Here is a 13,166-nt window from a genome sequence, read left to right as displayed (position 1 = left end):
ATGTCTAAACCGTGTGATGTCGAATCGTTTCTTGATCTGCTACAGGAGAGCAAACTGCTCTCGGCGGAAGAGGTTCGCGCACTGGTAGACAAATTCAAGCTGGAAGAGCTGGACTCTCCCAAACAGGTGGCCCAAAAACTGGTGACAGAAAAAGTCCTCACGCGTTACCAGGGCGAACGCCTGCTGACCGGCCGCACGCGAGGCTTTTTTATTGATCGCTATAAAGTTCTGGAAGTGCTCGGATTCGGGGGCATGGGCAGCCTGTATCTGGCAGAAGACGTGGAGACCGCAGCCCCTGTCGCCTTAAAAGTATTGAATGAGAAATGCCGCAACGATGCCGGCATGCTCACGCGACTCAAACTCGAAGCCACCGCCGGCGCCCGTTTACACCATCCGCACGTCGTACGTACGATCAACTATGATGACACCGGCGCCATCTGTTATATCGCGATGGAATTTATCAAAGGCATCAGCCTGCTGGAACTGGTGCTGCTCAGACAAAAGTCGCTGCCCACACCTCAGGTCTGTGATGTCATCTTGCAGGCAGCGCTCGGCCTTCACAACGCGCATCAGGCCGAGATCATCCATCGCGACTTGAAGCCGGAAAATCTGATCATCGATTCTCAAGGACTCGTCAAAGTTCTCGACTTCGGCCTGGCACTGTTAAAAGATAATCCCGAGGCAGAATTTTCACTGGCTATGATCTTTGGTCATGGCTGTGTCGGCACTCCTGAATATATCGCCCCCGAACAATCCAAAGATGGGCAGTCCGTCGATGCGCGAACCGACGTCTACAGCCTGGGCTGTACGATGTATTTACTGTTAACGGGCAAACTCCCCTTCCCTAAAGGAACTGCCGCCCAAAAAATTCAAGCCCATTGCGAGCAGACACCCCGGCCCATCTCGGAAATCGCGCCCAAAGTTCCTCGGGAAGTGATCGCGATTGTCGAAAAAATGATGGCCAAACAACCCAAAGACCGGTTTCAGTCCATGAAAGACGTCGCCGCAGCCTTAGAACCCTACGCGAAACGAAGCCCGGTCGAGTTCCGCTTCAACAAAATTGTCTCTCAGCGGGTAGAGGAAGCCAAGGCCCGTAATGCCATCACCCATTCGAGCATCCTCAAACCACAACTCTCGTCCCGGATTGCAACTGCCAGCCATGTCGCGGAACAGGCGCGGCAAAAAACAGAAGGCATCGAACGACTCACGCGTGGCGAATCGGACATTTCCAAGAGCGGCATCCTGCGTCATGCCGTGCCTGTGAAATCAACCGATCAGATGGCACAACAGGCGACCGACGCCATCAACAACGAAATCCAGCCGATCGAAATCATTTGCCTCGACGATAAACAATGCTTCCCCATCAACCGACAACGGATGGTTTTAGGCCGTAATGCCAGTTGCGATATTCAACTCGACCGCCCCGGCATTTCGGGAGAACACTGTGCCTTCCATTTTGAAAACACCGGCTGGATCGTCTCAGATCTGAAGAGCAAAAACGGCACCGAAGTGGATGGCAGACGCATTCAGGAACAGATTATATTCCCCGGCAATACACTCTCACTCGCCGGTAGTTACCATTTCCGCGTCGCCTCTCCCAACCAGTACACAACAAAAGGCAAGTACAAAAAACTGATCATCGCCGCTTCTGTCTTCATTGGCATCAGCCTGATCGCCGGCATCGGTTACTGGCTTCTATCGTAGCAAATTTGAAGAAATCAAACCAACCTGTGAGCGGAATGGCGCTAGCCACCGTTTGTGTGAAACGCAACGTTATCAAAAACGGCGGCTGGCGCCGTACCGCTCACTTTGTCAAACGTTTACAGAACCGATATTGAAATCTTACTCGGTCTCTAATTTTGTTTTAGCGAACTTTCAACCTGTTTCGCCACTTCTTTGCCCAGCATCTCATAGCCTTTGCCGTTGAAATGCACGTCTTTGGGATTCTGTGTTTCAGCCAAGTGCGGCGTGATGAACGTAAACAGATCGTCGATCTCCACGCCGTTACGTTTCATGACGCGGGCTGCGATCACGTTCTTTTCTTCGAGTAACGTTTTGATCTGCGGCCCCTCTTTCCAGTCAGCGGGAATCGGCGTGCTACTAGCCCAGACCAGTTTCGCTCCGGTTTTCTTCAAGCGTTTGACAATTTCTTCCAGACGCGATTCATAATCGGCTGCAGGCGTGCGACGATCGTGAATCCCAAAATTGAAATGGATCAGATCCCAGTTGCCGTCCCCAAGCCAGACATCCAGCTTTTTCAACGCGGTCGCCGTCGGTCCACAATTCGCCGGTGCGCGATGCACATTCGCTTTACCCGCGAGCGCCTTCCGCGCGGCCTGCGTGTAACCCCGTGAGACAGAGTCCCCAACCAAGATCACACGCGGCAGTTTCGGATCATCGGCGACGTAGTCCCAGGCGGTGGCGCGGCCAGACAGCTTATTTTTTTTATAGATCGGCAGATAAAATCCGCCCAAGTTTTCTTCCAGAACGGTCTCCCAGGCCTGCTGTTCCGGAGAGAGTGTCGCTTTCCAGGCGGCGAACTTTGTGTCGTTCTCAGCCGCCTGCTTCGCTTTTTTTGCTGCTGCTTCGGCGGCATTGGTTGGTTCGGTATTCTTGTCTTTCGCCCACAGGGGAGCTACGATGAAGCCTGTCAACAGAAACACAAACAGCGTGGATCGCGAAAAGAAAACGGGGTTGAGCATCGCTAGTTTTCCGGTATCTAAATGAAATAATCGAAGGTAACACGTTCATTTCAGAATACCGCACACAGCGAGGAGAAACAATCTTATCCGGTAGATTGTTTTCGCAACCCGGTTTTAATCACTTAATCCCACACAAACATTATTGAGGACTGCCCCGTGTCACATAACTTCCGCTCGAAACTGAAACAAGGTGAACTGCTGATTGCCCCCATGGTCACGCTCTCTTGCCCGGAAGTGGCTGAGATTCTGTCGGACGTCGGTTACGACTGGCTGTTCCTCGACGCCGAGCATAGCACCTATTCGCCCGCGGACCTGCAGGCCATCGTCGGACGCGTCAGCCACAAGCTGCCGAGTCTGGTTCGGCTCCCCGCTCCGGAAGAAATCTCCATCAAGAAAGCCCTCGATCTCGGCGCTGACGGAATCATCGCACCGCAGGTCAATTCCGCGGAACAGGCAGAGAAAATCGTTTCCTGGTCCCGTTACTCACCCGAGGGAACCCGCGGCGTCGGCCTGGGTCGCGCCCACGGTTACGGTTTTACCTTTGATGACTATCTGGCAAAAGCGAACGAAGAAATCACAGTCGTCGTCCAGGCCGAGCATATAGACGCGGTGAATGCGATCGAACAAACCGTAAAAGTCCCGGGCGTCGATGCCGTTCTGATTGGTCCCTACGATCTTTCCGCCAGCCTGAAACGCATCGGCGAAATCGATCACCCCGAAGTCACCGGTGCGATTGACCATGTCACAGAAGTCTGTAAGCAACACAACATTCCCCTGGGCATTTTCGGCGTCACCGTCGACGCGGTCAAACCATACATCGAAAAGGGCTTCACCCTGATCACCGTCGGCGTGGACACCGTAATGCTGGGCCACGCCGCCCGCAAAATGCTGGGACAGGTGAGGTGAGCGTTAAAAAAGTATCAACACCATTGTGACAATGATTTTCAGAAATGAACTTCTTCACCAAACGTTCCAAACAGTGCTTAGAAATAGATGCATTCTCCCAGCTTTTCAAAAAAATACTTGCCTCTCTGTATTATCCCTGCAACAATTTACTCGGAGGTAACAATGAAACTATCAAAAGAACAATCAGAGGCTGTTTCCCGTGGAGAAAAAGTCTCCATCAAAGTTGGCGATGTGGACTGTATCCTGATCCGTGAGGATCTGTTTGAAAAAATACAACATATTCGCGAAACGGAGGAAACCTATTCGGCAGTGATCGAATCGCTTGATGATGAAAATCCTGAGCAATATCTAGAATACCTCAATGAGAAATAATCTCGTTATTGTTGATTTTCGTTCTACTAATCCTGCTGCAGGGGTTCGGCCCGCTCTCGTTGTCCAAAACGAGAGCGATAACGCGCGTATGTCTAATACGATTGTTGTGCAGATTACCACAACCATTCGTCGTAAGTTAGAAGGCACTCAACTTCTGCTTGACCAGCAGCATCCTGACTGGCAACAGTCGGGACTTCGTCGGACTTCGGTAATCAATTGCTCCAATATCTACACGATTCGACAACAGCACATCGCAAAGGTAATCGGATCTCTTTCGAATGCGACAATGCAGGATGTCGAAAAATGTCTGCGTGTAGCCTTAGAATTAAATTGAGCAACTGACGGCATTTCAATACTAACATTATCGACATTTTTTATCCCACAGGCCCCACGATGATCACCACGCGCGATGCCACGATTGATGACCTGCCTGCGATTGTTGAGATCTACAATCAGTCAATCCCCGCTGGCACTGCGACCGCCGATACGAAACCGATCACGGTCGAAAGTCGGCGTGCCTGGTTTGCGCAGTTCTCGCCGGACAAACGACCGATCTGGGTGGCGGAGGATGAAACAGGCCAAATTGTCGCCTGCATTTATGTGACTTCGTTCTATGCCGGTCGCCCCGCATATGACAAGACCGCCGAGGTCAGTCTGTATCTCTCGAATTCGCATCAGAAACAGGGGCTGGGTACGTTCCTGTTACAGAAGATGATCGACGCCTGCCCGGCTCTCGGTATCACCACCCTTGTGGGTATGCACTTCGATCATAATGAGGGAACGAAACACCTGAATGAAAAATTCGGGTTTGAAGTCTGCGGGCATCTGCCCGAAATCGCAGAAGTCCACGGACAGAAGCGCGGGCTGTTAATTTCCCTGCTACGGATTCCGGAAGTAGAATAAGGATCGGAGTTTAGTCCTTGTCTTGCGCCTCAGACATATCCGGCTCACTCTGTTTTGTCTCTGGTTCCTTGTCGTCTACTTGTTCGGTTTTTACCAGCGGCATTTTCTGAAACGCCTCTGCTGTCAGTTCCAGTGCCCGCCCCGCGGCCGTCAATCCATAACCGCCGTTTTTGCTGATATCAACGTGATACGCCAGCAGGTATTGATCATTTTCCTGACCGGAATCGGTTAACACGGCCCCCCAGACAACGATCAGACGCCCCTCCCTGATCTGTTTGATCAAGGAGTCTGGCACCACGATCACGGTGACCGGATCGGGGGGCACGATCCCTTCCGGCTTCGGGGGTGGCGGCGGATTGTCCAGGAAGTCTTTCAAATCATCCATGCTGGTCGGCGAATGCGCATGGACCCGATGAAATTCGTGATACGCCAGACCCAGCTTCTGCAAATCGTCCTTGAAGGAATCCCCTTTCTGTTGGGACTGAAAGATCTGCTCCGAATAAACGCCAATCAAGACCACAATCAGCGATGCAATCACCAGCCCTCTGACGATCAATGGCGTTCGGCTTGACTTCACTTTAGCGTCTGCCTCTGACTTCACTTCTGGTGTTTCTTCGCGCTCTGTTGAATCCATGCTGGTCCCCCGAACTCCCACCTCTCAGACATAGCCTGCACCTCAACGCACATGCGACTATGAAACAACGAATCTGACCGCTGCGATCACTGTACTCGGAAAAAGGGTGCAATTCAAGAACCGTCCCGTTTTACTCGCCGTCAATCGTGCCAGAGGAACCACCACGTTCGTCGCGCCAGAGAGTCCAGTAAGCCTGCATACGACGGGCAAACGCCTTCGGTTTCTCGGCAAAGATTCGATCCGCCATTTGAAACGCCGCCGTCTGCAGTGATTGTCTCTGCTCACGAATCAGCGACAGAAGTTGCTCTACATTAGCAGCTGAGCCGAATGATTCTGTTTCGCTGGTAATCAGTTGTGTCATCACCGTCAGGTCATGATCATCGCCCAGATAATCATTCAACAGGTCCAGCTCTGCAATACGAGCGGTCAGCATCGGCTGCCAGACAGCACTGATGAGCCGCATATGATACAGATGATATTTACTCCGCTTGCGGGACTCGTGAAACAGGTCATCATCTGGACGCTGATGCAGAATGGCTAATGCGTCTGCACCACGTTGATAGGTCTGCTGCAAACCATCACGGATGATTTTCGCCGCTTTCCCTTTGATCTTCCAGCCTTCTACGGCTTCCAGAGCAGCTTCCAACTGCTGAGACAGACTTTGCAATTCAAGATCCAGATCAATCCATTCTTCTACCAGCTGCTGTTTCCGAGCAAGAAACCGGTTTTCTAATTCAGAAAACAGCTCTGTATATTCATATTTGGGATCGGAAAACCGCTCTTTCAACTTTTGAAGCGATTCCAGCATCGACTCGGCATCTCTGACACGCGATAGGCGTCGCCCGGCATCACGATACCAGACATTGAGCCGCGCATAGTCATCACCCAATCCGGAACAAACCAGGCGAATCATACCACGCAATTTCTTGAAATGTTTCCGCACTTCGTGGATCGTCTGGTGCGGGTTCTGTTCTGCGTTTTTTAACTCGCGGATCGCCTGACTCAATTGCTCTGCAGCAATCCGTCGGACTCCGCTCTCCAGTGATTCCTGCTGTTTGAATTGATAACTCATTACAAAACCCAAGTGTTATTATTACGAACCTAAGTCATAGCCGAAGACTTTATTAATCAACGTCTGTTTCTGTCTGTGGAGTTGTCGCTTGTGATTCCACCCAATGCATCACGATTACGATCAGCACGCCCGAGATGGCAAACCCGCTGATTATAGGAATTACGGTGCCATTATAACTATGACCAATTAAAATGCCGCAAGGGACGGCGATCAATGTTGAGAGGGCCCCCGTCACAGCAGCTCCCACGCCAGCGATATGTCCCAGAGGTTCCATCACCATGGCATTCAAGTTTCCGTACATGATGCCGAAGCAGAACAGAATGACCATCATATACGCCATCAACGCCCATAGCGGCGGATGCCCCCCCACCGAGAGCACGTACAGAAAAAACAAAATAGAAATGACCGTCGAAATCCATTTGGACCTGCGCGTCAAATACTGCATACCAAATCGCCCTACGAGTCGGCCATTCACAAACGAAGCACCGCCGATACACAATGCCAAAACCGCAAAGTATAGCGGAAACAACGTTCCCAGTTCATACTGCTTTTGAAAGATCTGTTGTGCTGAACTCAGATAACCCAAAAAGGCACTCGTTATCAGACCTAGTGAAATTGTATACCCCAGTGAAGCCCGATGCGAACAGACTTCATGAATAGCACGCTTGATACGGCCCATCGAAAATGGAATACGATCTTCTTCCTTCAAAGTTTCTGGAAGCCGCAATGCAAACCAGCACAGCGTCAACACACCACAACCCAAGAGTGCTGCAAAGATGGCGCGCCAGTGTGCGATCAGTAAAATCGCCTGCCCCAAAGTGGGAGCGATCGCGGGAACGAAAATGAAAATCGTCATCACAAATGACATAACCCGCGCCATCGCGGGACCTTCATATTGATCGCGGACAATCGCCACAATCACACACCGCGGACCTGCCAGTCCCAGCCCTTGCAGGAATCGGCCACAGAGCATCACAGTCATATCCGTCGCAAACAGAGCTAGACAACCCCCTGCCAGAAACAGGCTGAAGCCGAGATAAACGGTCGGTTTTCGCCCCGTTGTATCAGAGAGGGGACCATAAATGCCCTGCCCGAGCGCCAGCCCCAGAAAAATAAGAAAGACAATCAACTGACTGTCATTGGCCGCTTTCGCTCCCAGATCATAGCCGATCTCAGTGAGTGCAGGCAGCATCGCATCGATAGATAAAGCGACTAATGACTGCATAGACGCCATCAATGCAACAAATTCGCCAAACGCGATGGCCGCTGGTTCTCGTTTGTGGTTCAAGGAAAGTATTTTCTAAACGGAGTTCATCCATGAGATCGGCACTGGCACGACGCATGCCTGTGAATCATATCGAGTGCAACACCGCGTGAAAACCGAGGGATAACCCGTTGGAGGAAATGTTCCTCTTGCCCAATTGATTCTGAAATCCTATCTTTCGCGTTCTGAATGAGTTCTTTTCTCGACACTTACTAAAGAGAGATATTATGCAAAGTGCAGAAAGTTGGCGTTCTATTTTAGAGAATTGGCCGGAAGCGATTCCCAAAAAAGGAATTGTGGTGACCACGTATCAGGAGTCCATTCCCTTTCAAAACTATTTGCTTTCGAATGGGGTCGTGCTGTTTGAGCGTGATAAACCGGATTCACTGGGAGCGCGAAAAGTCATGCTGTCTTACGAGGCAATCTGTGCCATCAAGCTCACAGACACGATGGAACTGGCCCGTTATCAGGTGATGGGGTTCCAGCCGACATTATAACAGCAGAGTGGCCGTAGCCCTGGCTGAATCAGGTGACTGACATCCAGCGAGAAAGAATGATCGTGGGCAGTAGCAGGGCAGCGGTCAGGATGGCGTATTGCGGGTTCGCGGTCCAGACAAAGACCAGGATCGCGTTGAGCATCACGTAAGAAGAAAGCATCGTTCTGACAGCGATCTGAACATTTTGGGGCACCGGATTTAAAACAGCCTGAACCAGACGCCGATTAATGGTCAGTATCACCACGCCTATCGCAGCCAGAACCATCGACAGATTAATCTGTTGCGGCCAGGGATAGGTCGCCAGCATCCAGACCAGCGCGCCGAGCCCCGCATTAATCACCAGCATACCGCCAATCAAATGGCCCCGATGACTCTGTTTTGCTTCCATGCGGGCAAACCAGGTGAGCCCCATAATAAACAGGCCCAAAGCGGCGGCAATGCGGAGTTGCGGCTTGACCCAGAGATTAATTTCCCGCGCCACAGCACTCGCACCCAGCATCACGTTCAGAAAACGACAGACGCCCATCATCACCGGGCCCAGAAATGTTTTTTTCAGAATCGTATCATAACCGAGTATGGCAACCAGCAGCAGGCCGGCGACAATCAGACTCTGTTTGCCAACCGTCTGTGCAGCGCCGACTCCCGCCAGCATCAACAAGCCGCCTAAGACTGCCGCTTTTTGAGTCGAAATGCGTCCTGAAGGAATCGGCCGCGAAGGACGTTCTTCCGCATCGACTTTCCGGTCGAACACATCATTAAACACCATGCCCGAAAGATACAGGCTGGCGGAAGCAACCAGCAGTAATGCAAACGAGAGCGGCGGATTGAAAGAACTGTGCGTCAACAGAAAGCCGAGAATGATATCCGACATCGCCGTAAATACAGCAGGGAGACGCATCAATTGAAAGTAAGCCAGACACTTCTTCATGTTGACAGTGATTCTATTCCTCAGAGACTGTGTTGGCCCATTCCTCAAGCTGCTGATACTGACGCTCAAATTCGGGAGTGGTTGCCTGCATCGGGCTCTTGAAGAACGAACTCAGATGCGTCATCACACCAGATCGATTGCCGCGACGCCATTCCCGCTCCGTAAAGCGAACCATATCAAGCACCAGTGGTGCCGCCAGAATGGAGTCGGTCCCCTGCCAGGTAAACTGCAGTGACATTTTCGTATCCAGGAAGCCTTTAAAGTGAATATGGTCCCAGGCAGTTTTCCAGTCGCCCATCGATTCAATATATTCGATCGAGACCAGAGTCTGTGGCTTGTAACCGAGAATTTCGGTCAGCAGATGATCTTTAGAATGCACTTTGTTTGATTTATTGACCGGATCATCGAGGACTTTGCCGTCCAGATTCCCGAAAATATTATGCCCCACCCAGCTCATCACATTCAAATTCCGGTGAGCAAACATCGGCGCGAGCACACTTTTCATCAATGTCTCGCCGGTCTTTCCGTCACGGCCTGCATGTAGTACCTGCTTCTCTTCTGCCAGCTCAATCAACGCCGGCAGGTCTGTCCCTGCGGAAGGGGTGAAGTTAAGGTGCGAACAGCCGGCATTGATGGCGGCGACCGCATACAGGGCACTGGCGGGAATCGGCGACGTGTCTGCCGACGCCAGCGCTTCTTTTAGTTCAGACAGATTCAGAGCTTTGGCTGATTCTTCGACCGGGGGTTCGGTCGAGGCCAGATTGACGACTACCACATGCGCCAGATCATGCTGTTTCTGGAATGCGGCCATATCACCGGAAAGCCGTGCCAGCGTGTCCTGCAATGATTCCTGATCGAATTTCTTGACCGCATCACTGGCTAACGAACGAATCGTATCACCGACATGAATCAGTGTTCCCGGTTTGACGTTTTTATCGAACTCGTTTAGCTCTGGCTCAACCGCTTGCAACAGAGCGGGATGAAACACGCCCGAGGTTTCACTAAAATGCTTAGCAGCCTCCATAAACGAGGTATCGCGGATCTCATGTCCGCCGATAACCATTTGATCCCAGCCTGCCAGATCAAGCTTTTCAAAGTAAGGATGTTCCGAAACGAGTCCGCTGGTCCCCGTGAGCCCTTTCTGAAGCGATAACAGTCCGATGGCGGCTGTCGTTGAAACGCCACCCCATGCTCCGATGATCCAAATCCCGATACGCTGTTTCGTCATGATGCTGCCTGAAAACTGATAAAACTAGATTCAATTAAAATCACTGATGATATAGTGCTAGGTGGGAGCAGACAAAAGGAAGACTGCTTTACTCGCGGTCTGGCAGATTTGATTGCTGCTTTCATGCGAGGTTTATTTCTGTGAGGAATATGTGACGAACTCCCTTGTCACAGAATTTATGTTAATCACGTTTATAATTGTAGGTTCGTACCAACGCAACACAATCAAAAGATTCTTGATTCCGCCGAATTTTTGAACGAGTCTTTCCTGAGAAGCAAAATTAGCTGGTTTCCAGGGTTTGATCAATCCAATCCATCAAAGCCTGCTTAAAGTCTTCAATCGTCGACAGTGCCCCACTTTTGGTTTCCTCAAGTTGGGTCGGATCCGTCACTGCTGCCTGTGCAAAGTAATAGAACTTGATCTTGGGCTCCGTGCCTGAAGGTCGCACTCCCAGCTGTACAGTCAGAGGCGAACCTGCTCCTTTTGCTTCAAACATCAGAACATTTCCCTGAGGTTTAGAAAAGGTCTCGGACGGGGTATTTTCGGGTAATGACCGAATTTCAAGGTTTTGATAGTCTCTAACCAACGTAAATGTGAGATTTCCCATTTTTTGCGGGGGTGTCTGACGAAATGCTTTCATCAATTGCTTGATCTGTTCATTTCCTGACGACCCTTTACAGGTCTTGGAAACCTGTCCTTCCAGATGGTAACCGTACGCGAGATACAGCTCATCCAGACGATTGAGCAGTGTTTTCCCTTCACTTTTCAACTCCGCCGCCAGTTCACAAATCCAAAGTGCCGCAACGGCTGCATCTTTGTCCCGACAGTATTCGCCCGCCAGATACCCCAGAGATTCTTCCGTACCAAATACGAACTTAGCGGGACCTTCTTCATCCATCGTTTCCGCGATGTATTTAAACCCGACCAGCAGATTATTGATGATCCGCACATTCGCTGCGCGAGAGATCGCTCCGATTAAAGGGGTCGTGACAATCGTTTCAACCACATAATGGTCCGGTGTCAGAGTCCCCGCTTCCTGACGTTTCCGGAGTACATAATCGGCCAGCAAGGCACCGACCTGATTCCCTGTGAGATGAATGAATTCGCCTGCCTCGTTCCGGGTACACACGCCCAATCGATCGGCATCCGGATCGCTGGCCAGAATGATTTCTGCGCCGGTTTCTTTCGCCAGTTCAATAGCCGGCTGATATACCTCAGTACGTTCCGGATTAGGCAATTGATCAGGCACATTCGGGAAATTCCCATTCTGCTCGCACTGTGGCTCAAACCGCTTGACCCCGGTAAACCCCACCTGCTGCAGGACTTGAAAAACCGATGTTTCTCCCACCCCATGCAGGGGGGAAAACAATCCACTTAGATCGCGGTTCGTCGAATGGCTCTGTGTGATGACCGAACTGCGATATTCACCGGCAAGATCCTCGTCGATGTATTTGATTAATCCCTGCGCCACCGCCTGATCGAAGTCCAGCATCGGAATTTCGGTCGCCTGATAAACTTCATCAATAATGCCCTGATCGTGGGGTGGAAGCACCTGGCCTCCAGTGGACCAATACGCCTTGAAGCCATTATCAGAGGGAGGATTATGAGAAGCCGTAATCATCGCTCCCACATCACAGCCAAGCTGTCTGACCGCAAAAGAAAGTTCCGGCGTGGAACGCGAGGTTTTGTAAAAGTAAACCGTCAAACCGTGCGCGGCAATGACACTCGCAGCGATGCGGGCAAAGCGATTTGAATTGATTCGGGAATCATGGGCAATCGCGGCTTTTCCGGTCTCGTTACCAGAGGCTTTTTTATAATAGGCAGCCAGTCCATGCGCCGATTCTGCAATCGTTCTTTCGTTGATCGTGGCAGAACCGAAATCACTCATCAAACCGCGTCGGCCCCCGGTTCCAAAGGGAATCACTTCCCAAAAATATGTGTCTAACGTCCCGAAATCTCTGGCTTCAATCAGCTGTAACAGTGCGGGCTGATAAGGAGCGTACTGAGGTTCAGTAAGCCAAGGCTGCAAATTGGTGAGAGCAGACTCAGAAAGTTGTTTTTCAGTGACGGCAGAGCGGGCAAGTTCGATGGCCTGCTGGGAATCCAAAGAAGGGGACGACTGGTTCATCCTGTGATCATTTCCGTATTGGGGATCGCGGGGGTTGTTTTTTACGTTTTTCTAATTAAAAATCGCGTTTTTTCACTCTCAGAGAGACTCATTTCCTGGTAGCTGACTTGCGACAATCAGAGAGAAATCCTCGAGAATGAAATTCCGCCGTGAGCTAGATTGTAGAGTGAACCTCCCTGTGAGCCAAGCCTCACGCAAATTCCCGTTTCACAGGCAGACGAGGCTTACCATAAAGGGGGAACGATTCCTCTCGAACTGAAATCATCACAAAAAGCGTACTTTGTCTCGAAATCAGATATACTTTTCTCAGTCGGATTAAACGGAATCTACCAATGATTCCGAATAGGGCAGCACTGAATTTTTGCCCACAAAAGAGCATCCCCTTTCTTTAAGACTTTGCCAGTTTTTGGTTTCCCACCAATCAAGTCCTTGATTCCCCATCATAACAGTGGCAGAATAGGTGGATTGAGTCAGCACATAGCAAAACTGGTAATACAAATCTCGATTTCTGAGAGCTGAGAAACAAGCAGAG

Annotated in this window: 13 protein-coding genes; 6 read left to right on the top strand and 7 right to left on the bottom strand. The window is 50.8% G+C overall.

Annotated features, from left to right (window positions below; translation table 11 throughout):
* Window positions 1-1,704, top strand: coding sequence for an FHA domain-containing serine/threonine-protein kinase (locus AAC022_RS20925; protein WP_339734073.1), 1,704 nt, complete (start codon window positions 1-3; stop codon window positions 1,702-1,704).
* A gap of 149 nt (window positions 1,705-1,853) precedes the next feature.
* Here the strand turns inward: AAC022_RS20925 and AAC022_RS20920 are convergent, their stop codons facing one another.
* Window positions 1,854-2,702 (bottom strand): SGNH/GDSL hydrolase family protein, encoded by an 849-nt coding sequence (locus AAC022_RS20920; protein WP_339734071.1) that lies wholly within the window; start codon window positions 2,700-2,702, stop codon window positions 1,854-1,856.
* A 156-nt stretch (window positions 2,703-2,858) separates the two neighbouring features.
* Here AAC022_RS20920 and AAC022_RS20915 point away from each other — a divergent pair, with 156 nt between their 5' ends.
* The 4 genes from AAC022_RS20915 to AAC022_RS20900 all read left to right on the top strand — a co-directional run bounded on the left by AAC022_RS20915 (window position 2,859) and on the right by AAC022_RS20900 (window position 4,883).
* Window positions 2,859-3,608, top strand: coding sequence for an aldolase/citrate lyase family protein (locus AAC022_RS20915; RefSeq protein ID WP_339734069.1), 750 nt, complete (start codon window positions 2,859-2,861; stop codon window positions 3,606-3,608).
* A gap of 162 nt (window positions 3,609-3,770) precedes the next feature.
* Window positions 3,771-3,980, top strand: a complete 210-nt coding sequence (locus tag AAC022_RS20910) for a hypothetical protein (protein ID WP_339734067.1) — start codon at window positions 3,771-3,773, stop codon at window positions 3,978-3,980.
* Entirely contained in the window at window positions 3,970-4,314 is a 345-nt protein-coding gene (locus tag AAC022_RS20905; RefSeq protein ID WP_339734065.1) for a type II toxin-antitoxin system PemK/MazF family toxin, read from the top strand. The genes AAC022_RS20910 and AAC022_RS20905 overlap by 11 nt, the downstream gene beginning before the upstream one ends.
* Before the next feature lie 59 nt (window positions 4,315-4,373).
* On the top strand, window positions 4,374-4,883 hold the full coding sequence (locus tag AAC022_RS20900; protein WP_339734063.1) for an N-acetyltransferase family protein: 510 nt from the start codon (window positions 4,374-4,376) through the stop codon (window positions 4,881-4,883).
* 10 nt (window positions 4,884-4,893) lie between these two features.
* Here AAC022_RS20900 and AAC022_RS20895 read toward each other — a convergent pair whose 3' ends face one another.
* The 3 genes from AAC022_RS20895 to AAC022_RS20885 form a co-directional block, all read right to left on the bottom strand.
* Window positions 4,894-5,517 carry a hypothetical protein gene (locus AAC022_RS20895; RefSeq protein WP_339734061.1) on the bottom strand — a complete coding sequence of 208 codons (624 nt, stop codon included), beginning with the start codon at window positions 5,515-5,517 and terminating at the stop codon, window positions 4,894-4,896.
* A 130-nt stretch (window positions 5,518-5,647) separates the two neighbouring features.
* Complete coding sequence (locus AAC022_RS20890) at window positions 5,648-6,589, bottom strand: CHAD domain-containing protein (RefSeq protein ID WP_339734059.1); 942 nt, start codon at window positions 6,587-6,589, stop codon at window positions 5,648-5,650.
* A gap of 52 nt (window positions 6,590-6,641) precedes the next feature.
* Entirely contained in the window at window positions 6,642-7,877 is a 1,236-nt protein-coding gene (locus AAC022_RS20885; protein ID WP_339734057.1) for a multidrug effflux MFS transporter, read from the bottom strand.
* Window positions 7,878-8,080: 203 nt separating this feature from the next.
* On the opposite strand from AAC022_RS20885, the gene AAC022_RS20880 reads away from it, so the two are divergent.
* Complete coding sequence (locus AAC022_RS20880; RefSeq protein WP_339734055.1) at window positions 8,081-8,350, top strand: hypothetical protein; 270 nt, start codon at window positions 8,081-8,083, stop codon at window positions 8,348-8,350.
* 28 nt (window positions 8,351-8,378) lie between these two features.
* Here AAC022_RS20880 and AAC022_RS20875 read toward each other — a convergent pair whose 3' ends face one another.
* From AAC022_RS20875 to AAC022_RS20865, 3 genes are all read right to left on the bottom strand, one after another.
* Window positions 8,379-9,278 carry a UbiA family prenyltransferase gene (locus AAC022_RS20875; protein WP_339734053.1) on the bottom strand — a complete coding sequence of 300 codons (900 nt, stop codon included), beginning with the start codon at window positions 9,276-9,278 and terminating at the stop codon, window positions 8,379-8,381.
* 13 nt (window positions 9,279-9,291) lie between these two features.
* Window positions 9,292-10,506: an inositol-3-phosphate synthase gene (locus AAC022_RS20870; protein ID WP_339734051.1), complete on the bottom strand. Its 1,215-nt coding sequence runs from the start codon at window positions 10,504-10,506 to the stop codon at window positions 9,292-9,294.
* Window positions 10,507-10,786: 280 nt separating this feature from the next.
* A complete protein-coding gene (locus AAC022_RS20865; RefSeq protein ID WP_339734049.1) occupies window positions 10,787-12,634 on the bottom strand; it encodes a phospho-sugar mutase in 1,848 nt (615 codons plus the stop codon).
* Window positions 12,635-13,166 lie beyond the last annotated feature (532 nt).

Origin of the sequence: uncultured Gimesia sp. (genome assembly GCF_963976445.1) — a bacterium.
GTDB lineage: Bacteria > Planctomycetota > Planctomycetia > Planctomycetales > Planctomycetaceae > Gimesia.
The sequence above is the reverse complement of the archived record's forward strand: the minus strand, read 5'-3'. Positions and strand labels throughout refer to the sequence as shown.

What these genes read in the sequence shown, in the direction of transcription:
- AAC022_RS20925 (WP_339734073.1), top strand. Translation starts at nt 1, where the DNA reads ATGTCTAAACCGTGTGATGTCGAATCGTTTCTTGATCTGCTACAGGAG.
- AAC022_RS20920 (WP_339734071.1), bottom strand. Translation starts at nt 2,702, where the DNA reads ATGCTCAACCCCGTTTTCTTTTCGCGATCCACGCTGTTTGTGTTTCTG.
- AAC022_RS20910 (WP_339734067.1), top strand. Translation starts at nt 3,771, where the DNA reads ATGAAACTATCAAAAGAACAATCAGAGGCTGTTTCCCGTGGAGAAAAA.
- AAC022_RS20905 (WP_339734065.1), top strand. Translation starts at nt 3,970, where the DNA reads ATGAGAAATAATCTCGTTATTGTTGATTTTCGTTCTACTAATCCTGCT.
- AAC022_RS20900 (WP_339734063.1), top strand. Translation starts at nt 4,374, where the DNA reads ATGATCACCACGCGCGATGCCACGATTGATGACCTGCCTGCGATTGTT.
- AAC022_RS20895 (WP_339734061.1), bottom strand. Translation starts at nt 5,517, where the DNA reads ATGGATTCAACAGAGCGCGAAGAAACACCAGAAGTGAAGTCAGAGGCA.
- AAC022_RS20890 (WP_339734059.1), bottom strand. Translation starts at nt 6,589, where the DNA reads ATGAGTTATCAATTCAAACAGCAGGAATCACTGGAGAGCGGAGTCCGA.
- AAC022_RS20880 (WP_339734055.1), top strand. Translation starts at nt 8,081, where the DNA reads ATGCAAAGTGCAGAAAGTTGGCGTTCTATTTTAGAGAATTGGCCGGAA.
- AAC022_RS20875 (WP_339734053.1), bottom strand. Translation starts at nt 9,278, where the DNA reads ATGAAGAAGTGTCTGGCTTACTTTCAATTGATGCGTCTCCCTGCTGTA.
- AAC022_RS20870 (WP_339734051.1), bottom strand. Translation starts at nt 10,506, where the DNA reads ATGACGAAACAGCGTATCGGGATTTGGATCATCGGAGCATGGGGTGGC.
- AAC022_RS20865 (WP_339734049.1), bottom strand. Translation starts at nt 12,634, where the DNA reads ATGAACCAGTCGTCCCCTTCTTTGGATTCCCAGCAGGCCATCGAACTT.